1 protein-coding gene (cut by both window edges) is annotated in these 26,712 nt (G+C 67.2%); it reads right to left on the bottom strand.

Every position in this 26,712-nt window falls within one protein-coding gene, locus tag AC5Y21_RS21845, for a non-ribosomal peptide synthase/polyketide synthase, read on the bottom strand. The gene is 29,883 nt long; 2,033 of those nucleotides lie to the left of the window and 1,138 to its right, leaving coding positions 1,139-27,850 in view (codon 380, partial, through codon 9,284, partial); reading right to left, the first codon wholly in view occupies positions 26,708 to 26,710. The start codon and the stop codon both lie outside this window.

Raw genomic sequence — 26,712 nt, 5'->3', positions numbered from 1 at the left:
CCCCAGTGGTGCCGGAGGTGTAGATGATGTGGGCGAGGTTGTCGGGCGCCGGCGCGGGCAACGCATCACACGGGTAGCTACGAATGTGGGGCTCTTCGACATCGACGACCGGTAGGTCGTATCCGTCCAGCCGGGATCGCAGCGCCGCCGTGGTGATCGCGGCGATCGGCGCGGCATCAGCAAGCACGAACTCGATCCGGGCATCTGGCAGCGCCGGGTCGATTGGGACGTAGGCTGCGCCGGTTTTGAGTACCGCCAACATCGCCGCGATCGCCGCGACCGACCGGGAAAACAGCAGCGCCACACATTGCCCCGGGCCCGCACCATGGTCGGCCAGCAGGTGCGCCAACCGGTTAGCGGTGTCCTCCAGCTCGCGATAGGTCAACGAACAATCGCCGCATACCATTGCCACCGCATCCGGGGCACGCTTCACCTGCGCGGCGAACAACGCCGGAATGGAAACCGGAGCCGACGGTGCGGGCCGGGCCAACACTGCCCGATTACCGATCTCATCGAGGCGGGCGTGGTCAGCCTCATCGAGCAGATCCACCGACGACAGGCGCCGGCCGGGGTCGGCCGTGATCGCCACCAACACCCGCTCCAACCGTTTGATGAGCGCCTCGATGGTGTCCGCGTCGAACACGTCGGTGCGATATTCCACCGCGCCCCCGATGCCGGCGGGTTCGCCGGCATCGGTCCAGCGTTCGGCCAGCGAGAAGGTCAGGTCCATGCGTGCGGTGTGGGTGTCCACCGGCAGCGGCGCGATCTGCAGGTCGCCGGAGGCCAGTCCGGCGGCGAGCTTCGTGGTGTCCTGCCCGGCGAAGTTCTGCCAGGCCAACGCCACCTGCACAAGTGGGTGGTGGGTCAGGCTGCGGGTCGGGTTGAGCCGCTCAACGAGCAGCTCGAAGGGCACGTCTTGGTGCTCGTAGGCGGCCAGGCTGCGTCCTCGCACCTGGGCCAGCAGCTCGGCCAAGCTGGGATCTCCGGTCAAATCGACCCGCAGCACCAAGGTGTTGACGAAGAACCCGACCAGCTCGTCGAGCGCGGGGTCGCGCCGTCCGGCGATGGGGAATCCGACGGCCACATCTGCGCTGGCGCTGAGCTTGGCCAGCAGCACCGCCAAGGCGGCCTGAATCACCATGAAACTGGACGTGTTGTGCTCACGTGCCACCAGCGTCACCTGCTGCTGCAGCCCGACGGGCAAGTCCACCGTCACACTGGCGCCGCGAAAATCGGCCACCGGTGGGTAGGCCCTGTCGGTGGGCAGCTGCAGGCGATCAGGCATGCCCGCCAGGGCGTTCTCCCAGTAGGCCAACTGCGCGGCGATAGCACTGTGCGGATCGTGCAGCTCGCCCAACTGCGCGCGCTGCCACAGCGAGTAATCGACATACTGCACCGCCAATGGCGCCCAGCCGGGGGCTTGCCCCGCGCACCGGCTGGCGTAGGCCATCCCCAGGTCACGCACCAGCGGGGCGATCGACCAGCCATCGGCGGCGATATGGTGCACCACGGCTACCAGCACGTGCTCGTCTTGACCGAGCTGGAAAAGCGTGGCGCGCAGCGGGATTTGGGTGGACAGGTCAAACGTGTACCGCACCACCGCGTCGAGGGCCTCCGCCAGCCGGGCGGCCGGCCAATCGCCGGCGTCGATGATCTGCCAGCCGAAGTCGGCCCGCTCGGCGGGCACCACCAGCTGGCGGGGTACCCCCTCGACGGCCGGGAACAGCGTGCGCAGGCTCTCATGGCGACCCACCACATCGGCCAGCGCGGCGCCCAACGCCTCGGTGTCAAGCGGCCCTCGCAGCCGCAACGACACCGGCATGTTATAGATCGGTGAAGGGCCCTGGAACTGGTCGATAAACCACAACCGGTTTTGGGCAAACGACAACGGCACCACCGCGGGTCGCGCTGCGGGCACCAACGGCTCATACCGGCCTGCCTCCGCCCCGACCCGCGGCGCCAACTGGGCGACCGTCGGCGCCTCGAACACCGCGCGCACCGTGACGTGGGCGTGCAGCCCGGCGTTGACCGCGTCGACCAGACGCATCGCCGACAGCGAATCCCCACCCAAATCGAAGAACGAGTCATCGATCCCGACGCGCTCAACACCCAACACTTCGGCGTAGATGCCGGTCAAAATCTCCTCGGTGGGGGTGCTCGGGGCGCGGTAACGATCCAAGGCTTGATATTCCGGAGACGGCAGGGCCCGGGTGTCCACCTTGCCGTTGACCGTCAACGGCAACGCTTCGAGTGCCACCACCGCCGCGGGCACCATATACGCGGGCAGCCGCTCGGCCAGCGCGGCGCGCGCCTGGGCCGGGTCGACGGTCCCAGTCACATAGCCCACCAGACGCTTATCGCCGGGACGGTCCTCGCGGGCGATCACCACCGCCTGCCCCACTCCAGCCAAACTCGCTAGGGCGGTTTGGATTTCGCCGAGCTCGATGCGATACCCGCGGATCTTGACCTGCTCATCAGCGCGGCCCAGATACTGCAACTGTCCATCAGCGCGCCAACACACCACATCGCCGGTGCGATACATGCGAGTTCCCGGACCGCCGAAGGGGCAGGCGATAAACCGCGAGGCCGTCAATCCCGCCCGACCTACATACCCCACCCCGACCCGGGCACCGGCCACATACAACTCACCGACCACCCCAGCGGGCACCGGGCGTAACCACCCATCGAGCACAAACAACGCCGCACCCGCCACCGGTGCACCGATCGGCACCACCGCCAACCCAGCTGTCAGCGGCGCACTGAGCGCCACATACACCGTGGCCTCCGTCGGGCCATAGGCGTTGACCACCGTCCGCCCCGGCGCCCACCGATCCACCAGCTCAGGCGAGCACGCCTCCCCGCCGAGCAACAACGCCGTCGACTCCAGCCCCTGCGGGGAAAGCGCCGCCACCGCCGACGGCGTCTGGGTCAGCACGCTGACCCGCTCGGCAACCAGCAGGTCGTGGAACTCGTCCGGTGCGCCCGTCACCGACTCGGGCACCACCACCAAACGCCCGCCCCGCAACAACGCACCGAAGATCTCCCACACCGAAAAGTCGAACGCATACGAATGGCACTGCGTCCACACTTGATTCACCGGCAGCCGAGTGGGCAACGACTCCGCCAAATACGTCACGTTGGAATGAGTGACCGCAACCCCCTTGGGCACCCCCGTGGTACCCGAGGTGTAGATCAAGTAGGCGATATCGTCGGGGGCCGGTCCCGGCAACGCCGTACTCGGTTGGACATCCACCGCCGGGTCGTTGACATCAATCACCGGCAGGTCGTGCCCGTCCAGCCGATCGGCCAACTCCGCGGTGGTGATCGCGGCCACCGGTCCAGCGTCGGTGAGCATGAACTCGATCCGCGCCGCCGGCGCGTCCGGATCCATCGGCAAATACGCTGCCCCGCTCTTCAGCACCGCCAACATCGCCACCACCGCCTCAACGGAACGGTGAAACAGCAGCGTCACACACCCACCCGGGCCCACACCCCTGCCAATCAACAAGTGCGCCAACCGATTCGACGCCTCATCGAGTTCGCGGTACGTCAGTGACAGCTCCCCGCAGCGGATCGCCACCGCCTCCGGCGCCTGGGCCACCTGCGCGCCAAACAGCGCCGGAACCGACACCGCCGGGCGCGTAGGCTGAGTTAACGTGGCGCGGCTGCCCCACTGATCCAGCCGGTCGTGCTCAGCCGCATCAAGCAGATCCACCGCCGACAACCGCCGCGCCGGGTCGCCGGTGAGCGCCACCAACACCCGCTCCAACCGCTCGATCAGCACCTCAATGCTGGCCGCATCGAACACATCGGTACGAAACTCCACCGTTCCGCCGATGCCGGCGGGCTCACCGTCCCCCGTCCAGCGTTCGGCCAGGAAAAAGGCGAGGTCCATGCGGGCGGTGCGAGTGTCGACCCGCAGCTGTGTGGCCTGCAGATCACCGAAGGTCAATCCGGCGGTGGAGCCGCTATGCTGCCAGGGCAAATTCTGCCAGGCCAACGCCACCTGGGTCACCGGCGAATGGCTAAGCGACCGCGTGGGATTGAGTCGCTCGACAAGCAGCTCGAAAGGCACGTCTTGGTGTTCGTAGGCGGCGAGGCTGCGCCGTCGGACCTGGGCCAGCAGCTCGGCGACAGTGGGATCACCGGCCAGATCGACACGTAGCACCAAGCTATTGACGAAGAACCCCACCAACTCATCCAGTCCGGGGTCGCGGCGCCCGGCGACCGGGAACCCAATCGCCACATCGCTGCTGGCGCTGATCTTGGACAGCAGCACCGCCAGGGCGGCCTGAACCACCATGAAGCTGGTGGCATTGTGCTCGCGAGCAATTCGGTGAACGCTCTGCTGCAGCTCTGCCCGCAAGTTAACCGCCACATGGGCGCCGCGGTAATCGGCAACCGGCGGGTAGGGCCGATCGGTGGGAAGCTGCAGGCGCTCGGGCATCCCGGCCAGGGCGTCTTCCCAAAAGCCCAGCTGCGCAGCGATGGGGCTGTCGCTGTCCGCCAGATCACCAAACTGCTCGCGTTGCCACAGCGTGTAATCGGCATACTGCACCGCCAATGGCGGCCAGTCGGGGGCCCGCCCCGCGCACCGGCTGGCATATGCCACACCCAAATCGCGCGCCAACGGCGTGATCGACCAGCCGTCCGCCGCGATGTGGTGCACCACGATCACCAGCACGTGTTCGTCGTCGGCCACGCGGAAAAGCCAGGCGCGCAAAGGGATTTCGCTGGCCAGATCAAACGTGTAGCGCGCCGCGGCGCCGATAGCCTCATCCAGCCGGGCTGTCGACCAGCCGGTGGCATCGACAACACTCCATCCTAAATCGGCTTCCTCAGCGGGTACCACCACCTGCAGGGGTATCCCCTCGTGCGCGGTAAACAGAGTCCGCAGGCCTTCGTGCCGGTCCACCACGTCGGCCAGCGCCGCACCCAACGCGTCGGCATCGAGCCCCCCGCGCAACCGCAACGCCGCGGGCATGTTGTACACCGGTGACGGCCCCTGCAACTGGTCGATAAACCACAACCGGCTCTGGGCATACGACAGTGGGATCCGCGTCGGCCGCGCCATCCGCTGCACCGGCGGGCGAGCAGTGCCGCCACGATGCCGGTCCAGATACTGCGCGAGATTTCCGACGGTGGACGCGTCGAACAGATACCGCACCGGCACTTCTCTGCCCAACGCCAACTGCAGCCGCGCGCTCACCCGGGTGCCGATCAGGGAATCCCCACCGAGCGCGAAGAAGTCGTCGTCAAGCCCGACGCGATCAACGCCCAACACCTCGGCGAACACCTCGGCGACGACCTTCTCCGTCTGCGTGTGTGGCGCCCGGAACGGTGCGCCGGCGTACAACGGCGCCGGCAGCGCCTTGCGGTCGAGCTTGCCTGAGGGGGTCAGCGGGAACTCTTCGAGCACCACGATCTGCGTCGGCAGCATGTACTCGGGCAACCGCGCGCTCAACCGCTGGCGCACGGCGCTGACCTTGGTGTTGGTCTGGGGGTCGTTGGCGTGGATCCGGCTTTGGTCCGCGTCGACGGGGGCCAGGTAGAGGTCGGTCAGTGGTGGGGTGTGCTGGCCATCGTTATCGGTGGGGGTTATGAAGACGGCATCCAGGGTGCCGGGCCGGGCGCCCCAGGTGACGGCGACGTGGTATCCGCTGGTTTCACCGAGGCGGTGCAATGTTTCGGGGACGGCGTCGGCATCTTCGGTGGCGGCTTGGGCACGTGCGTCGGCCACGGGCAGGCCGGCGGCGAGGCCGCGTTCGATCCTGACGTCGCTGATCAGTCCGGCGCGGGGAATGCCGGTAACGCGAACGGTGAGGGGACGTTCGGATATCAACCGCGTACCGAGCCCGTCCAGGCCTGCGCAGTCGGTCCACGCCCAGGTCGGTGCGGCGGCCACTGAGCGCACCGGGGCTGGGGCCTTGTAGAAGATGACGTCGTAGCGGTACCGGTTGAGTTCGTTGTCGCCTAATCCGCGTTTGACTTCGATGTCAACTCCGGCCACCGACGCATGATTGGCGGCTACGGTGGTGAAAAACTCTGGGCCCAGCAACAATTCGGGTTCGCCGAGCATGGCGGACTGGACTCGTTGACGTACCTCGGCGGTGTCGGTAGAGGTGGTGCGGGCCAGCGCGACGCCGGTTTGAAACGCGCCGTGCAGGTTGTGGTTGCGCACATCACCGATAAACAGTGACCCGCCGGGAGCCAACAGATCCATGGCGTTGTCAATGAGGTCAGCCAGGTATCCGGCGTTGGGGAAGTACTGCACGACCGAGTTCAGAATGATGGTGTCGAAGCAGCCCCGCGGCAGCGCCTCGGTAACGTGGGCCGGCTGAGTCAGCAGCTCGACCCGGTCACGCCACGGAATCTGCAGCTGCTCCAGCGTGCGGGCCAGATTGTCGATGACCACCGCCGACATGTCCGTGGCGACGTAGTGCTCACACTCCGGAGCGATCTGCGACATGACCAGTCCAGAGCCCACCCCGATCTCCAGCACCCGCCGCGGCCGCAGAGCCAAGATCCGATTCACTGTGGCGGAACGCCACTCCACCATCTCCTCAAGCGGAATCGGGTTATCGGTGTAGCTGCTGTTCCAGCCCCGAAAATCCATGCCGAACCCCGGCGTCTCGGCCTCGGCGCCGTACAACTCGTCATAGAGGTGTTGCCAATCTTCGACGATTTCGGCGTCGTGATCGGCGGTGCTGGTGTGCTCGACGGTGATGTAGGCGATCAGGTGGGCACCGCTGTCGCTTTGATGCACGGTGACAGCGGCCCGGGCGACTTGCGGGCAAGCCAACAGCGTGTTTTCGATTTCGCCCAGCTCGATGCGCTGGCCACGCAGTTTGATCTGAGTGTCCGCGCGGCCCAGGTAATCCAGGGTGCCGGCGCGGGTCCAGCGCACCAGGTCACCGGTGCGGTACATGCGTGGCCCCGCACCCTGATACGGGTTGGCCACGAACCGTTCCGCGGTCAGCTGCGCCCGACCCGCATAGCCGTGCGCCACCCCGGGTCCCGCTAAATACAGCTCGCCGATCATCCCGACCGGTGCAGGGTTAAGCCGCGCGTCGAGCACCAGCGCGCACATCCCCGGAATCGGGGCCCCGATGTCTACCGTCTGCCCCGCCGACAGCGGCGCACTGCATGTCGCCCAGATGGTGGCCTCAGTGGGACCGTAGGCGTTGAACATCCGCCGGCCCGGCGCCCAGGCGGCCACCAACTCCGGCGGGCAGGCCTCCCCCATGGTGAGCAGCGTGTCCAGCCCGCCCAGCCGGGTACGATCCAGCGACGACAACACCGACGGAGTGATTACCGCCGCGCTGACCCGCTGGTCCTGCAGCAGCCCGGTCAATGCGTCTCCGGCGTACACCTGCGGCGGGGCCACCACCAATGCCGCCCCGGATCCGACCGCCCACAACATCTCGAACACCGACGCGTCGAAGGTCGGGACGGCCACCATCAACACCCGCGCATCCGCGCCTGACCCGAACATTTCGCGTTGCGCCGCAACCAATCCCAGCAGACCGACGTGGCTGACGGCCACTCCCTTGGGGATACCGGTGGACCCCGAGGTGAAAATCACGTAGGCGGTGTCATTCGCCTCCTGCGGCGCCGTGCGGTCGGCGTCGGTAATCGGATACGCACAGCGCCCGGACACGTCCAGACCGTCGATGCGCAGCACTGGGCGTGCCCCGGCCCCGGCGACGGTGTCCTCGCCAGAGGTCAACACACACACGGCAGCCACTGCGTCTAACACCGTGGCGGTTCGCTCGACCGGATAGGCCGGATCCACCGGCACGTAGACGCCGCCGGCTTTGACCACCGCCCACCAGGCCACCACCAGTTCCAGACACCGATCCATCGCCACGCCCACGGCGCGCTCCGGACCGACCCCGGCCTCGATCAGTACCCGCGCCAGTCGCGTCGACCACTCATCGAGGTCGCGATACGACAACTCCCGTCCACCGTCGACCGCCGCCGGCGCGTCCGCATCGGCCGCCACCGCCGCGGCCAGCAACTGCGGCGCCAGGCCCACCGGCGCCTCCATAGCAACACCGGACCACTGCGACAGCACCAGATCGCGCTCACCGCGACCCAGCAACGCCACATCCCCCACGACGACCGACGCATCCGCCGCGACCGCCTCGATCACCCGGTCAAACCAGGTGACCAACCGCTCAATGGTGGCGTGGTCAAACAAATCGGTGGCATACGACACCACCCCAGCGGCCATCGGCGCGGCGGAGTCCTCAGTGCGCACCTCGCTCAGATGGAATTCGAGGTCGAACTTGGCGGTGTGGGTTGTGGCCCCCAGCGGCTCGACGCTGACCCCGTCGAACGTCAAAATCCCTGGGCGCACATTGTTCTGGAAGACCATGGCTACCTGAAACAGCGGATGATGCGCCGTAGAGCGGGCCGGGTTGAGCTGCTCAACGAGGCGCTCGAACGGCACATCCTGGTTGCAGTAGGCATCCAGCGCCTTCTGCCGCACCTGCTGAAGCACAGTGCTAAACCGCTGCTGGGAATTCACCCCGACCCGCAACACCCAGGTGTTGACGAAAAACCCGACCAGATCATCGAGTGCCGCATCCAGCCGTCCGGCAATCGGCGTGCCCATCACCACGTCCTCGCCGGCTCCGACACGGTGCAACACCACCGCCAAGGCCGCCTGCAACACCATCGACGCCGTCGCGTTATGCGCCGCCGCCAGCCCCTTGACCCCCGCCCACACCTGCGGGTCGATGCGGATCTCCACCCGATCACCGCGGTAACTGGGCACCGGCGGACGGGCGTGATCGGTCGGCAACGACGCCAGCTCCGGCAGATCGGCCAACTGCTGCCGCCAGTACCGCAACTGAGCGGCAATCACGCTGTCGGGATCGGTCTCCGCCCCCAGCCAATCCCGTTGCCACAGTGTGTAGTCGACGTACTGCACCGGCAGCGGCGCCCACTGCGGCGCCCGGCCCTGCCGCCGCGCCCGATACGCCTCGGCCATATCGCGGACCATCGGAGCCAGCGACCACCCGTCAAAAGCGATGTGGTGCACCACAATTCCGAGGACATACTGCTCGGAACCTACCGAATAGATCTGCGCACGAATGGGAATCTCGGTCGACAAGTTGAACCGATACCCCGCCAAGGCCATCAACTCTGCAGCGAGATCCTCCTCCGGCAACGACACCAGCGCCGCGCCCCCGCGCCGCCACATCCCGGCCTGGGCCGGCAACACGTCCTGGTATGGCACGCCGTCAATGTCGGGAAATACGGTGCGCAGCGATTCGTGTCGGGCGATCACGTCATCGAGACCCGCGCTCAACGCCTCGATATCCAGCGCCCCGCTCATCCGAAAAGCGGTCGGAATGTTGTAGGTCGCAACCCCACCCTCGAAGCGGCTGAGGAACCACAATCGGCTCTGGGCAAACGACAGCGGGATGACCGCGGGCCGCTCCACCGCGACCAGCGGCGTACGCCGACCCCCCTCTCCTCCGATGCGGGGCGCCAATTGGGCGATCGTGGGCGCGTCGAACACGGTGCGCACCGAAAGGCCCGCATCCAGGCTGGTGTTGATCGCCGCGACCAGGCGCATCGACGACAGCGAATCCCCACCCAGGCCGAAGAACGACTGGTCGACCCCGACGCGCTGCAGTCCTAACACCTGGGCGTAAATGCCGGCCAGGATCTCCTCGGTGGGGGTGGTCGGGGCGCGGTAACGATCGCCATCGGTGTAGTCGGGTGCTGGTAGCGCGCGCTTGTCGAGTTTGCCGTTGGGTGTTAGCGGCAGCTCATCGATCGCCACCACCGTGGCCGGAACCATATAGGCGGGCAGCCGGTCGGCCAGCGCGCTCCGCGCCTCGTCCGGGTCGGCAATGCCGGTGATGTAGCCGACCAGGCGCTTGTCGCCGGGGCGGTCCTCGCGGGCGATCACCACCGCCTGCTCCACCCCCGCCAAACTCGCTAGGGCGGTTTGGATTTCGCCGAGTTCGATGCGATACCCGCGGATCTTCACTTGCTCATCGGCGCGACCGAGATACTGCAGCTGCCCGTCGGCACCCCAGCGCACCAGATCCCCGGTGCGGTACATGCGCTGTCCCGGCGTTCCCGCACCGCCGGCGCCGGCAAACCGACACGCCACAAACCGCGACGCCGTCAACGAACCCCGACCCACATACCCACAGGCCACCCCGGCGCCGGCCACGTACAGCTCGCCGACCATCCCGGCGGGCACCGGCCGTAACCAGCCATCGAGCACAAAGAACGCGAGGTCCGCCAATGGCATGCCGATGGGACTGGCACCGCGCTCGGCGTCGTGGCCGCCAATTTCCCGCAACGAGGCATGCACCGTCGTCTCGGTGATGCCATACAGGTTCATGAGACGCGGGAGACCCGGGTGGTTATGCAGCCAAGTCCGAAGACGTTGTGGTTCAAGCGCTTCGCCGCCGAACACCACCGTCTGAAGCTCCAGCCGACGGCCCGCCTCGGACTGCAGCGCGTCGGCGGCCTGCAGCGCATAAAACGCCGACGGGGTCTGGCTTACGACGCTGACGCGTTCAGTAACCAGCAGCGCGTGGAAGTCGTCCGGCGAACGGACCACCTCTTCGGGCACGACCACCAGCCGCCCACCGTGGAGCAGGGCTCCCCAGATCTCCCACACCGAGAAGTCGAAGGCCAAGGAGTGGAACTGGGTCCACACCTGTCCAGGCGTCAGCTCGATGTCGGCATTTAGGGCGTGGAATAGCCGGGTGACGTTGTGGTGGGTGATGGCAACGCCTTTGGGGACACCGGTAGTGCCCGAGGTGTAAATCAGGTAAGCAATGTCATCGGGGGCCGGCGGCGGTGGTGCGGTGCTGGGTTGGCTGTCGATAGCGGTGTCGTTGACATCGATCACCACCACGTCAAACCCGTCGAGCTGTGCGGCCAGCTCAGCGGTGGTGATCGCGGCGATCGGCGCCGCATCGGTGAGCATGAACTCCATTCGCGACCGCGGGTGCGCCGGGTCGATCGGCAGGTACGCCGCCCCGGTCTTGAGCGTCGCCAACATCGCGATAACAGCCTCAGCCGACCGGTTGAACAGCAGCGCTACCCGATCACCGGGACCCACCCCACGGTCTGCCAACAGATTCGCCAACCGGTTCGCGGCCTCGTCAAGTTCGCGGTAGGTCCACGAATGCTGCCCGCAGGTCAGCGCCGCCGCCTCGGGCGTGCGCGCGACTTGGGCGGCGAACACCATCGGCACCGACACCGGCGCGGTCACCGGCTGGTTCAACACCGCACGGTTGCCCCACCCGTCCAGTCGGGCATGCTCGACCTCGTCGAGCACATCGAGCTTCGACAATGCCCGGGTGGGCTCGGTGATCATGGCCACCAAGACCCGCTGCAACCGCGCGATCAGGGCCTCGATGCTGGCGGTGTCGAACACCTCGGTGTCGTATTCGATGCGCAGGCCCAGTTCGGGACCCGGTTGGGCTTGCACCGTGAGCCGGTAGTGGGTGGCCTCGCGGCTGCTGAACGCGGTGACGGACAACTCGTCGACGCCCGCCAGCGCGGCGGTGTCGACCGGGTAGTTCTCGAACACCAACAAGGTGTCGAACAACTGGTCGTGGCCGGTGAGGCGATGAATCTCACTGAGCGCCAAGTGCTGATGCTCCAGGGTGTGGTTGTGGGCATTTTGCAGTTGGTCAAGCAGCTCGGCGGTGCTCGTTGTCGCGGTGAGGTGTGCGCGCACTGGCACGGTGTTGATCAACAGGCCCACCATTGACTCCGCGCCGGGCACCTCGGTGGGTCGCCCCGACACGGTGGTGCCAAAGACGATGTCGGCTTGGCCGGTCAGCCCGTACAGCAGCTGCGCGAAAGCACCCTGCAGCACCGTGTTGATAGTGGTGTGGTGGGAGCGCGCGAGCTCGCTGAGGGCCTGGGAGGTGTGTTCAGGGACCCGGTAGGAGGTGATACTTCGCTGCGCTGGCCCTAACCGGCCCGCCGGTCCCACCAGGGTGGGGGTGTCAAAACCGGCCAGCACTTCGGTCCAGGCCGCGCGGGCGGCATCTAGGTCGCGGTCGGCCAGCCAGCTGACAAACCGGCGATACGAGCCGGGCGCAGAAAGCCGCCGGCCGTTATAGGCCGCGAAGATTTCCCCCAGCACGATCGGCAAGGACCAGCCATCGATCACGATGTGATGGAAGGTCAGCACGCACCGGTGCCGGTGTGGGGCGGTGCGGATCAAGGCCACCCGAAACGCCGGCGGGTGAGCAAGATCGCCGACCGCGGCGCGTTCCGCCGCACACAGCTGCCGGATCAGCTCGTCGACATCGGCATCGCCGTCGCTGTCAAGCTCGATGTATTGCCAGCCCGCGGTCGGGTCCTCGGGGATGATCTGCATCGGCTGCTCAAAGTGTGGACCGAATCGGGCGGCCAGGTTGGGGTGGCGGTTGACCACGGTGTGCACCGCCTCGCGCAGCCGATGCGCATCGAGGGCGCCGGTGACGGTGATATCGAGTTGCATCGCATACAGATCGGCGTCGTTGCCGGATGCGGTGCTGGCGTGAAACAGCAGACCCTGCTGCAGCGGGGTCAACGGCAAAATATCGGCGACCCGGTACTGCCGGCACAGCTCATCGATCTGGGGCTGGCTCAACCGGGCCGGCACAATATCCGACGGGCTCAGCCCACCCCCACCGGCGCGCACAAGCGCGCAAATCCCATCCAGCGCCTGCACCCACAACCGGCTCAACTCGCTGACCGCCGCCTCATCGAGTGCTGAGGGCGCCCAGATCCAGTTGGCGTGTAGCTGGGGGCCGGCCGCGGTGTCGACGGTGCCAACGTTGAGTTCCACGCTGTGGCCTAGCGGCATGGGTACTGCTGCAGCCGCACCGATGTCGGCCACGCCGGCTTGATCGAGGCGCCAGAGATCGGCTAGCTCGTCGCCGGTGGCAGCGCCCAGCCGGCCAAGGTAGTTGAAGCCGATCACCGGGTCCGAGTCGCCCAAATCCACGTCGGGGTTGAGGTAGCGCAGCGCCCCGTAACTCAGTGGGTGCGGTAGCGCCCGCAGCTGCTCTTTGGCGTGCTTGACCAGCGCTCCCAGTCCCGCTTCCCCGGCCGCAACTTGGGCCCAGCGCAGCCCGTCACCGATGGTCAACGACACCGGGTATTTGATGGTGAACCAGCCGACCGTGTGGGACAAGTCGATCTGAGGGTCCAGCTCCTCGTGGCGGCCATGACCTTCGACGTCGATACCGATCGGCGCGGACCCGTTGCCCACAAAGTGCGCCACCGCCAGGGCGTAGGCGATCACCAGAATGTCTTGAACGCCGACGTGAAACGCCGTGGGTACCTCAGCGACCAGCATTCGGGTGTTTTCGACCTCCAGCGACACCGACAGATGCCCGGCGCTGGCATAGGTGTCCTCCGCTGGCTGGGGCGCGGCGAAGGGGGCGGGGGCCCCGGCCACCTGTTTCCAGGCGTCGGCCCACTCGACGACCTCGTGGCGGTGCGCGTACTCGCCCACCACTGCCGCCCACCGTTGGAACGACGTCCCAGTAGTGGGCACGGCACTTGCTTGACCGCTGCGATGCTGGGCCCAGGCGGTGTTGAGGTCGGCGAGCACAACCCGCCACGACACCGCATCGATGACCAGATGGTGGACGACCAACGCCAACTGACCGCTCTGGGCGGCCCACAACCCGCTGACCATCACCCCTGCGGTCGGGTTCAACCGCGCCCGCGCCTCCACCAACGCCTGTTCGGATAAGGCGTCCACCACCTGCAGGCACCCGCGCGCGTCTACCGCACCCGGCTCGGGCACCTGCAGCGACCTGGCGCCCGCTGCGTCATCGAGGCGCGCGCGCAACATGGCGTGCCGGTCCAGCAAGGCCTGCACCATGGCGACCACGTCGGCGTTGGTCGCGTCCGCGGGAGCCTGCATGACGATGGTCTGGTTGAACTGGTCGGTCGGGCCCTGCAAGCTGGCCAGCCAATGCATGATCGGGGTCGCGGCCACCGGGCCGATACCCACGTCGACCACTCCATCGGCCTGGGCCGCGCTGACCACCCGGGCCAGCCGGGCCACACTTTGCTCGACGAATACATCCCGCGGGCGACACACCAGCCCCGCCGCACGGGCCCGCGCCACTACTTGCATCGAGGAGATGCTGTCCCCGCCCAGCTCGAAGAAGGAGTCATCCACCCCGACCCGCTCCAGGCCCAAGACTTCGGCGTAGATAGCGGCCAGGATCTCTTCGATCGCGGTGGCCGGGGCCCGATAGTGTTCCACACCTGTGTATTCCGGCGCCGGCAGGGCGCGAGTATCGAGCTTGCCGCTGGCCGTCAACGGCAACGCGTCGATCGCCACCATGGCCGCGGGCACCATATACGCCGGCAGCCGCTCGCCCAACATGGCACGTACCTGGGCCGGGTCGGCGGTTCCCGTCACATACCCGACCAGGCGTTTGACGCCGGGTTGGTCTTCGCGGGCGATCACCACCGCCTGCTCCACCCCAGCCAAATTCGCTAGGGCGGTTTGGATTTCGCCGAGCTCGATGCGATACCCGCGGATCTTGACCTGCTCATCAGCGCGACCCAGGTAATCCAACTGCCCATCAAGCCGCCAACACACCAGATCCCCGGTGCGATACATCCGAGTTGCCAGGGCTCCGAACGGACAGGCCACGAAACGCGAGGCGGTCAACCCCGCCCGGCCCACATAGCCCACGCCCACCCCGCGACCGGCCACATACAACTCCCCGACCACCCCGACCGGCACCGGACGCAACCACCCATCGAGCACAAACAACGCCGCACCCGCCACCGGTGCACCGATCGGCACCACCGCCAACCCAGCTGTCAGCGGCGCACTGAGCGCCACATACACCGTGGCCTCCGTCGGGCCATAGGCATTGATCACCACTCGGTCCGGGGCCCACCGATCCACCACCTCAGCCGGGCACGCCTCCCCGCCGAGCAACAACGCCGTCGACTCCAACCCCTGCGGGGAAAGCGCCGCCACCGCCGACGGCGTCTGGGTCAACACGCTGACCTGCTCGCCAACCAGCAGGTCGTGGAAATCATCTGGTGCACCCGCCACCTCTTCGGGCACCACCACCAGCCGCCCACCACCGAGCAGCGCAGCCCAGATCTCCCACACCGAAAAGTCGAACGCATACGAGTGGCACTGCGTCCACACCTGTACCGCCGGCAGCTGAGAAGGAGACGATTCGGCCAAGTGAGCCAGGTTGTGATGGGCGACGGCCACCCCTTTGGGGACCCCGGTGGTGCCCGAGGTGTAAATCAGGTAAGCGATGTCATCGGGGCCCGGCGTCGGTAGCGGCGTGCTGGGCTGGTGATCGATTGCGGGATCATCGACCTCGACGACCACAACCTCATGGCCCTCTAGCCGCCCGACCAGATCAGTCGTGGTGATGACGGCCGTGGGAGCAGCATCGGTGAGCATGAACTCAATTCGCGCCGACGGCAGCGCCGGGTCCATCGGCAGATACGCCGCCCCCGCCTTCAAAACCGCTAACATCGCCACCACCGCGTCAACGCAACGGTGGAACAGCAGCGCCACACACCCACCGGGGCCCACACCGTGGCTGACCAACAGATGCGCCAACCGATTAGACGCCTCGTCCAGCTGGCGGTAACTCAAGCCGCGGCCCTCGAAGGTCACCGCTACCGCGTCGGGCGTGCGCGTCACCTGCGCGGCAAACAACACCGGCACCGATACCGACGCGGTCACCGGCGCGCTCAACACCGCACGATTACCGAGCTGATCCAACCGAGCCTGCTCACCGGCATCGAGCACATCCAGCGCAGACAACCGCTGGCCGGGATCGGCGGTCATCGCCGCCAACACCCGAGCCAACCGCTCAATCAAGGCTTCGATGCTGGGCGCGTCGAACACGTCGGTACGAAACTCCACTACCCCGGAGATGCCGGTGGGCTCGCCGGCCTCACTCCAGCGTTCAGCCAGCGAAAAGACCAAATCCATTCGGGCGCTGCGCGTTTCAACGGGGATCTGCGTGACGTCGAGGTCACCGAAGGGCAACGTCGCGGCGGAGCCGTTGTCGGGTCCGACCAAGTTCTGCCAGGCCAGCATTACCTGTACCAGCGGGTGATGGGACAGGCTTCGGGTCGGGTTGAGCCGCTCCACCAGCACCTCGAAGGGCACATCTTGGTGGTCGTAGGCGGCCAGGCTGCGGGCGCGCACCTGGGCCAACAACTCGGCGACGGTGGGATTGCCGTTTACATCGACACGCAGCACCAGGGTGTTGACGAAAAACCCGACCAACTTATCCAGCGCGGGATCACTGCGCCCGGCGATCGGGAAGCCCACCGCCACCTCAGCGCTGGCGCTCAGCTTGGCCAACAACACCGCCAAGGTCGCCTGAATCACCATGAAACTGGTTGCGTTGTGCTCCCGGGCCACCCGCGCGACCTGTTGCTGCAATCCCGCGGGCCAGTCCACGACCACGCTGGCGCCGCGCTGATCAGCCACCAACGGGTAAGGCCGATCGGTGGGCAGCTGCAACCGCTCGGGCAGCCCGTCCAGCGCGTGCTCCCAATAAGCCAGTTGGCCCGCGATAGGACTGGCGGCATCGTCGAGCTCACCGAAGGTTCGCCGCTGCCACAGCGTGTAGTCGACATATTGCACCGCCAACGACGCCCAATCCGGCGCCCGTCCGGCACACCGGCTGGCATAGGCCACCCCAAGATCGGCCACCAACGGGGTGATCGACCAGCCATCGGCAGCGATATGGTGCACCACCGCCACCAACACATGCTCGTCGTCGGCGAGGCGGAAAAGCGTTGCCCGCAACGGAATCTCACACGCCAAATCGAAATTGTGCCGCGCCGCCGTGGCGATGGCCTCGTCCAACCGGACCGCCGACCAGCCGCCGGCATCAACCACCTGCCAACCGAAATCGGCCCGGTCCACCGGCAGGACCACCTGCTGGGCAATGCCGTCGGGCGCCACAAACACCGTGCGCAGGCTTTCATGGCGACCCACCACATCACCCAACGCCGCACCGAGCGCCTCGACGTCCAACTCGCCGACCAGCCGCACCGCCGTGGCCATGTTGTACACCGGCGACGGCCCCTGCAACTGGTCGATGAACCACAACCGCTGCTGGGCAAACGACAACGGCACCACCGCCGGCCGCTCCACCGCCACCAACGGCTCACGCCGACGTGAACCCCCAGCGATGCGAGGCACCAGCTGGGCGACCGTGGGCGCCTCGAACACGGTGCGCACCGAGAGGCCGGTTTCCAATGTGGTGTTGATCGCCGCGATCACCCGCATCGCCGAAATGCTGTCCCCGCCCAGGTCGAAGAACGAGTCGTCAGCCCCGACCCGCTCCAGCCCCAGCACCTCGGCGTAGATGCCGGCCAAAATCTCCTCGAGGGGGCTGGCCGGGGCACGGTAACGATCCGTCTCGGTGTATTCGGGTGCCGGTAGGGCGCGGTTGTCGAGCTTGCCGGTGGGTGTCAACGGCAGCGCCTGCAACACCACGACCGCGGCGGGGATCATGTGGTCTGGCAGCCGCTCGGTCAATGCGGCGCGCGCCTCGACGGGGTCGGCAGTCCCGGTGATATAGCCGACCAGGCGCTTGTCGCCGGGGCGGTCCTCGCGGGCGATCACCACCGCCTGCTCCACCCCAGTTAGCCCAGCCAGTGCCGCCCGCACCTCGCCGAGCTCGATGCGATACCCGCGGATCTTGACCTGCTCATCAATCCGGCCCAGATAGTCCAGCTGCCCGTCAGTACCCCAGCGCACCAAATCCCCGGTGCGATACATCCGAATCCCCGGACCCCCGAACGGGCAGGCCACAAACCGCGAGGCGGTCAACCCCGCCCGGCCCACATACCCCACGCCGACCCCGCCGCCGGCCACATACAACTCACCGACCATCCCCGTCGGCACCGCCCGCAACCACCCATCGAGCACAAACAACGCCGCCCCCGCCACCGGCGAGCCGATCGGCGGTGCCCCGGACCCCGGCGTCAGCGGCGCGCTGATCGACACATCCACCGTGGTCTCGGTGGGGCCATAGGCGTTGATCATCACCCGTCCCGGCGCCCACCGATCCACCAGCTCGGGTGGACAGGGCTCACCGCCCACCACGAAGGCGACCGACCTCAAATTCTGGGGCGACAACGCAGCCGCCGCCGAGGGGGTTTGGCTCAAGACGCTGACGTGTTCAGCTACCAGCAACGCGTGGAAGTCCTCCGGCGAGTGCGCTACCTCCTCGGGCACCACCACGAGTTGACCACCATGTAGCAGGGCCCCCCAGATCTCCCGGACCGAGGCGTCGAAGGCGTAGGAATGCCACTGCGTCGACACCTTTGCCGGACCGGGCGTTGTAAGGCCCGCGTCCAAGGCCTCCATCAGCTGAGTGACGTTGTGGTGGGTGACGGCAACGCCTTTGGGGACACCGGTGGTGCCCGAGGTGTAGATCAGGTAGGCGATGTCATCGGGAGCCGGCGCCGGCAGTGCCGTGCTGGGGTGAGCCTGCACCGCCGGATCATTCACGTCGACGACCAGCAGGTCATCGCCCACCAGCCGGGAGCGCAATTCCGCCGTGGTGATGGCCATGATCGGCGCGGCGTCGTCGAGCATGAACTCGATACGCGCCGCCGGCAGCGCGGGGTCGATCGGTAGGTAGGCAGCCCCGGTTTTGAGTACCGCCACAATCGCCACGATCGCCTCAGCCGAACGCTCCACCAGCAGCGCCACACACTGACCCGGTCCCACACCCTGGTCGGCGAGTAGGTGAGCTAGCTGGTTGGCGGCCTCATCCAGCTCGCGATAGGTCCACGAACGCTGGCCGCAGCGGACGGCGACGGCCTCTGGTGTGCGCGTGACTTGCGCGGCGAACAAGTCGGGAATCGACACCGGCGTGGGTGCGGGCTGGGTGAGCACCGCCTGGTTGCCCCAGCCGCGTAGGCGGGCATGCTCGGGTTCATCGAGCAGATCGATCGAGGACAGCGGCCGGGCGGGTTCGTTCGCCATGGCCACTGACACCCGTTGTAACCGGGCGATGAGTGCGTCGATGGTGGCGGTGTCGAACACGTCGGTGTCGTATTCGACGCGAAGACCCAGCTCGCTGCCGGGCTGGGCTTGCACGGTCAGCCGGTAGTGGGTGGCTTCGCGGCCGGTGACCTCGGTGATGGTTAATTCGTCGGCGCCCGATAAGGCGGCCGTGTCGACCGGGTAGTTTTCGAACACCAACAAGGTGTCGAAGAGTTGGTCGTGGCCGGTGATCCGGTGGATCTCGCTGAGCGCCAGGTGCTGATGCTCCAGAGTCTGGGTGTAGGCGTGTTGCAGCTGCTCGAGAAGGTCGGCGGTGCTGGTTGTGGCGGTGAGGTGTGCGCGGACCGGCACGGTGTTGATGAACAGGCCCACCATCGACTCCGCGCCGGGCACCTCGGTGGGTCGTCCGGAGACCGTGGTGCCGAAGGCGACGTCGTGCTGGCCGGTCAGCCACATCAGCACTTGCGCGAAAGCGCCCTGCAGCACCGTGTTGACGGTCGTGTGGTGGGCGCGGGCCAGCTCGCCGAGGGCTTGGGTGGTGTGTGCTGGCAGCCGGTAGGAGGCGATGCTTCGCCGCGCTGTCCCTAACCGGGCGGAAGGTCCGACCAGGGTCGGGGCGTCAACGCCGGCCAGCACTTGGGCCCAGGCCGCGCGGGCGGCATCCAGGTCACGTTCGGCCAGCCAACTGACAAACCGGCGGTACGACGCCGGCGCGGGCAGGCGCTGGTGGTGGTAGCCGGCGAAGATTTCACCGAGCAGGATCGGCAGCGACCAGCCGTCGATCACGATGTGGTGGAAGGTCAGTACGCACCGGTGGCAATGCTCGGCGGTGCGGATCAGCGCCACCCGAAACGCCGGCGGGTGGGCGATATCGCCGACTGCGGCGCGCTCGGCGGCACACAGCTGGCCGATCTGCTCATCGACATCGCTGTCAAGCTCGACGTACTGCCATCCTGCTACCGGGTCGGCCGGGATGATTTGCACCGGCGGGTCGAACTGGGCGCAGAACCGGGCCGCCAGGTGGGGGTGGCGGGTGACCACGGTGTGTATCGCCCGGTGTAGCCGGTCAGCGTCGAGGGCGCCGGTGAGGGTGATATCCAGCTGCATCGCGTACACGTCGGGGTCGTTGCCGTGTGCGGTGCTGGCGTGAAACAGCAGGCCCTGTTGCAGCGGGGTCAGCGGCAAGATATCGGCGACCCGATAGTGCTGGCACAGGTCATCGATTTGGGGCTGGCTCAGCCGAGCCGGTGCAATGTCCGACGGGGTCAGCCCGCCCCCACCGGCGCGCACATGCGCGCAGATCCCGGTCAGCGCCATTACCCACAACCGGCTGAGCTCGCTGACCGCCACGTCGTCGAGCGCGGAGGGCGCCCACATCCAGTTGGCGTGCAGCCGGGGGCCCGCCTCGGTGTCGACGGCGGTGGCGTTGAGTTCCACGGTGTGCCCCAGCGGCATGGGCACCGCGGTGGCCGCACCGATCAGCGCCACCGCCTGCGGGTCGATGTGCCACAGATCAGCGTCACTGGCCGCGCCGCCCAGTCGGCCCAGATAGTTGAAACCGATCATCGGATCCGACTCGCCCAGATCCACCTCGGGGTTCAGGTAGCGCAGCGCCCCATAGCTCAGCGGGTGCGGCAGCGCGCGCAGCTGCTCTTTGGCGTGCTTGACCAACGCGCCCAACCCCGGCTCACCGGCGACCACCTGGGCCCAGCGCAGCCCGCCGACATTCAAGGCCACCGGGTATTTGGTGGTGAACCAGCCCACCGTGCGTGACAGGTCCACCTGCGCGCCCAACTCCTCGTGGCGCCCGTGACCCTCGACGTCGATACCGACCGGGGCGCTGCCGTTGCCCACATACTGCGCTACCGCCAATCCCAACGCGATCAGCAAGATGTCTTGGATGCCGGCATGAAACGCCGCGGGCACCTCGCCCAGCAGCAGCCCGGTGGTCTCGCTATCCAGCCACACCGACATCTGTCCGGCGGTGGCATAGGTATCCAGCGCCGGCTGGGGCGCCGGGAACACCGCCGGGGCCCCGGCTACCTGCTTCCACGCATCACCCAGCTCCACCACCTCGCGCCGGCGTGCATACTCACCCAGCAGCGCCGCCCACCGGGCAAACGACGTCCCGGTCACCGGCAACACCACCGGCTGGCCGGCACGGTGTTGGGCCCAGGCGGTGTTCAGGTCATCAAGCACAATGCGCCACGACACCGCATCAACGGCCAGATGATGGATGACCATCACCAATTGACCGGCCTCGGCGGCCCACGCCGCGCTCAGCATCACCCCCGCCGCCGGGTCCAACCGCGCCCTCGCGTCCACCAGCACCTCATCGGACACCACGTCGACGGTGTGCACGCGCTCGCGCGCATCGATGGCCCCGACCTCGGGCACCATCAACGTCCCCGCGGCCTCGTCCTCGACGTGGGCCCGCAACATGGCGTGGCGATCCAGCAGCGCCTGCACCAGCACCACCACGTCGGTGTGGGTCACTCCCGCCGGGGCCGACACCACCATCGTCTGGTTGAACTGCTCGGTCGGGCCAGCCACGCCGGCCAGCCAGCGCATGATCGGAGTCGCGGGCAGCGGTCCGATCCCCTCATCGCTCACCCCTTCTGCCGGGGCTGCCTCCACCACCCGGGCCAGCCGGGCCACCGTCTGCTCGACGAACACATCGCGCGGGCGACACACCAGACCGGCCGCCCGGGCCCGGGCCACCACCTGCATCGAGGAGATGCTGTCCCCACCCAAATCGAAGAACGAGTCATCCACCCCGACCCGCTCCAAACCGAGGACCTCGGCGTAGATGCCGGCCAGTATCTCCTCGACGGCGTTGCCCGGCGCCCGATGTCGCACCATGCCTTGGTATTCCGGTGCCGGCAGGGCGCGGGTGTCGAGTTTGCCGTTGGGAGTCAACGGCAAGGCCTCGATCACCACTACGGCCGCGGGCACCATGTACGCGGGCAACCGCTCGGCCAACTCCGCGCGTATCTCGACGGGGTCGACGCTGCCGGTGACATAGCCGACGAGGCGCTTATCCCCGGGGCGGTCCTCGCGGGCGATCACCGCCGCCTGCCCTACCCCCGCCAAACCCGCCAGGGCCGTGTGGATTTCGCCGAGCTCGATGCGATACCCGCGGATCTTGACCTGCTCATCGGCGCGCCCCAAATAATCCAGCTGCCCATCGCTACCCCACCGCACCAAATCCCCGGTGCGATACATGCGGGCCCCCGGACCGCCGAACGGGCACGCCACAAACCGCGACCCGGTCAAACCCGCGCGACGCCAATACCCCACACTGACCCCGGTGCCGGCCACATACAACTCACCGATCACCCCTGCTGGCACCGGCCGCAACCATCCATCGAGGACGAACAACGCCGCCCCCGCCACCGGCGCACCAATCGGAACCACTCCCGACCCCGCCCTCAACGGGGCGCTCATCGACGCGTATACCGTGACCTCCGTCGGGCCATAGGCGTTGATCACGACGCGTCCCGGTGCCCACCGATCCACTACCTCCGGCGGGCACGCCTCCCCGCCAAGCAGCAACGCCGCCGACTCCAACCCGTCCGGGGACAGCGCCGCCGCCGCCGACGGGGTCTGGGTCAACACGCTGACCGCTTCCGCAACCAGCAGGTCGTGGAAGTCATTCGGTGAGCCCGTCACCGACTCGGGCACCACTACCAGCCGCCCACCGCGCAGCAGCGCAGCCCAGATCTCCCACACCGAAAAGTCGAACGCATACGAATGGCACTGCGTCCACACCTGTGTCACCGGCAGCTGCGAAGGCGAGGACTCCGCCAGGTGGGCCAGGTTGTGATGGGTGACGGCCACCCCTTTGGGCACCCCGGTGGTACCCGAGGTGTAGATGAGGTAGGCAATGTCATCAGGAGCCGGCGCCGGCAGCGCGGTGCTGGGCTGGCAATCCACCGCGGCGTCATTGACGTCGATGACCACCACGTCATAGCCAGTCAGCTGAGCGGTCAGATCCGCGGTGGTGACGACGGCCAGTGGGGCGGCATCGGTGAGCATGAACTCCATCCGCGACCGCGGGTGCGCCGGATCGACCGGCAGGTAAGCGGCTCCGGTCTTGAGTACGGCCAACATCGCTATGACCGCCTCAGCCGACCGCGGCAACAGCAACGCCACACACCCACCCGGACCGACGCCCCGGCTGGCTAGCAGGTGAGCCAACCGATTGGCGGCCTCCTCCACCTCGCGGTAGGTCCACGAACCCTGCCCGCAACGAATCGCCACTGCATGCGGGGCATGCTGCACCTGCGCGGCGAATAACACTGGCACCGACACCGCGCGCGGTGCGGGCTGGCTCAACACCGCTCGGTTACCGAGCCGATCCAGGCGGGCATGCTCAGGTTCGTCGAGCACCTCGATTGACGACAACCGCCGGGTGGGGTCGGCGGTGAGCGTCAGCACCACCCGCTTAAGGCGCGCGGTCAGCGCCTCGATGCTGGCCGCATCGAACACGTCGGTGCGAAATTCCACCGCCCCGAAGATCCCGGCAGGCTCACCGTCCTCGGTGAAACGTTCACCCAGGGAAAAGGTCAGATCCATACGGGCGGTCTGGGTGTCCACCGGCAACGGGGTGACTTCAAGGTCACCCACGGCCAGCCCGGCGGTCGCACCGTTGTCGTGCCCGGCGAAGTTCTGCCAGGCCAGCATCACCTGCACCAGCGGGTGATGGGACATGCTTCGGCTCGGGTTGAGCCGCTCGACTAGCACCTCGAACGGGACGTCTTGGTGTTCGTAGGCGGCCAGGCTGCGCGCGCGCACCCGAGCCACCAACTCGGCCACCGTGGGATTACCGGCCAAGTCGACGCGCAACACCAAGGTGTTGACGAAGAATCCGACCAACTTTTCCAGCGCGGGATCGCGGCGCCCGGCGATCGGGAAGCCCACCGCCACATCGGCGCTGCCGCTGAGCTTGGCCAACAGCACCGCCAACGCGGCCTGAATCACCATGAAACCGGTGGCGTTGTGCTCCCGGGCCGCCCGCGCCACCTGCTGCTGCAACCCCACCGGCCAGTCGACGACCACACTGGCGCCGCGCTGATCAGCCACCAACGGGTAAGGCCGATCAGCGGGCAGCTGCAACCGCTCGGGCATCCCCGCCAGGGCCTGCTCCCAATAGGCCAGCTGCGCGGCAATAGGGCTGTCGCTGTCTTCGAGCTCACCGAAGGTTTCGCGCTGCCACAATGTGTAATCGATGTACTGCACCGGCAACGGCGCCCAATCAGGCGCCCGCCCGGCGCGGCGGCTGGCATAGGCCACCCCGAGATCAGCCACCAGCGGAGCGATGGACCAGCCATCGGCAGCGATATGGTGCACCACCGCGACCACCACATGGTCCTCGTCACCAAGACGGAAAAGTGTTGCCCGCAATAAGGTTTCAGTGGCCAGATCAAACGTGTAGCGCGCCGCCGCGGTGACCGCCTCATCTAGTTGGCTTGCCGACCACCCGCTGGCATCAACGACTTCCCATCCGAACTCGGCCCGCTCAACCGGCTGCACCATCTGTTGGGCAATGCCGTCGGGCGCCACAAACAGCGTGCGCAGGCTCTCATGGCGGGACACCACATCACCGAGTGCCGCACCCAACGCCGCGGCGTCCAACTCGCCGACCAACCGCAACGCGGTGGCCATGTTGTACACCGGTGACGGCCCCTGCAACTGGTCGATAAACCACAACCGCTGCTGGGCAAACGACAACGGCACCACCGCCGGCCGCTCCACCGCCACCAACCGCGGCAGCCGCCCGGAGCCCACACCGATGCGAGGCGCCAATTGGGTGATCGTGGGCGCCTCGAACACCGTGCGCACCGAAAGATCTGTATCCAGTACGGAGTTGATCGCCGCGACCAGACGCATCGCCGAGATGCTGTCGCCGCCGAGCTCGAAGAACGAGTCATCTACCCCGACCCGCTTCAATCCCAGGACGTCTGCGTAAATGCCGGCCAGGATTTCCTCGGTGGGGGTGATCGGGGCGCGGTAACGATCAGCATCCTGATATTCCGGAGCCGGAAGGGCCCGCTTGTCCAATTTGCCGTTGGGCGTCAAAGGCAGCGCATCGATCACCACCACCGAGGCCGGAATCATATATGCGGGCAGCCGCTCGCCCAGCTGTGCGCGTATCTCGGCCGGGTCTGCCGTGCCGGTGACGTAGCCGACTAGGAGCTTATCGCCGGGACGGTCCTCGCGGGCGATCACCACCGCCTGCTCTACGCCGTCGAGCGCGGCTAGGGCGGTCTGGATTTCGCCGAGCTCGATGCGATACCCGCGGATCTTGACCTGCTCATCGGCGCGCCCCAGATACTGCAGCTGCCCATCAGCGCGCCAACACACCAGATCGCCGGTGCGATACATCCGGGTTCCCGGCTCGCCGAAGGAACAGGCCACAAACCGCGAGGCGGTCAATCCCGCCCGGCCCACATATCCACACGCCACCCCGCGACCGGCCACATACAACTCCCCGATCACACCCACCGGCACTGCGCGCAACCAGCCGTCGAGCACAAACAACGCCGCCCCCGCCACCGGCGCACCAATCGGAACCACTCCCGACCCCGCCCTCAACGGGGCGCTCATCGACGCGTATACCGTGACCTCCGTCGGGCCATAGGCGTTGATCACGACGCGTCCCGGTGCCCACCGATCCACTACCTCCGGCGGGCACGCCTCCCCGCCAAGCAGCAACGCCGCCGACTCCAACCCGTCCGGGGACAGCGCCGCCGCCGCCGACGGGGTCTGGGTCAACACGCTGACCGCTTCCGCAACCAGCAGGTCGTGGAAGTCATTCGGTGAGCCCGTCACCGACTCGGGCACCACTACCAGCCGCCCACCGCGCAGCAGCGCAGCCCAGATCTCCCACACCGAAAAGTCGAACGCATACGAATGGCACTGCGTCCACACCTGTGTCACCGGCAGCTGCGAAGGCGAGGACTCCGCCAGGTGGGCCAGGTTGTGATGGGTGACGGCCACCCCTTTGGGCACCCCGGTGGTACCCGAGGTGTAAATCAGATGGGCAAGGTCATCAGCAGCCGGCACCGGCAACGCTGTACTGGGCTGGCGACCAACAGCGGGATCATCGACATCAATGACCACCACCTCGTGGTCGTCCAGTCGCGAGCGTAGATCCGCGGTGGTGATCGCGGCGACCGGCGCGGCATCCTCGAGCATGAACTCGATTCGCGCCGCCGGCACCGCCGGGTCAATGGGCAGATAAGCCGCTCCCGTTTTGAGTACCGCCACAATCGCTACGACCGCTTCGGCGGACCGGGATAACAGCAGCGCCACATACTTTCCCCGGCCCGCCCCCCGTTCAATGAGCAGGTGAGCTAGCTGGTTAGCGGCCTCATCTAGCTCGCGGTAGGTCCACGAACGCTGCCCGCAGCACAGCGCCACCGCCTTCGGTGAGCGGGCCACCTGTGCGGCGAACAATGCCGGAATCGACGGCGGCGCGCTGCTCGGCTCCCTCAACGCCGCTTGATTGCCCCACTCCTGCAGGCGTGCGTGGTCGGCAACGTCGAGCACGTCGATCGCCGACAACGGCCGGGTCGCGTCGGTGGTCATCGCCACCAAAACCCGAGCCAATCGCGCGATCAGCGCCTCGATGCTGGCGGTGTCGAACACCTCGGTGTCGTATTCGACGCGAAGGGTCAGTT

The organism is Mycobacterium sp. NGS41 (genome assembly GCF_059812725.1).
Note: the sequence above shows the minus strand (reverse complement) of the source record. Positions and strands in the feature narration are given on the sequence as shown.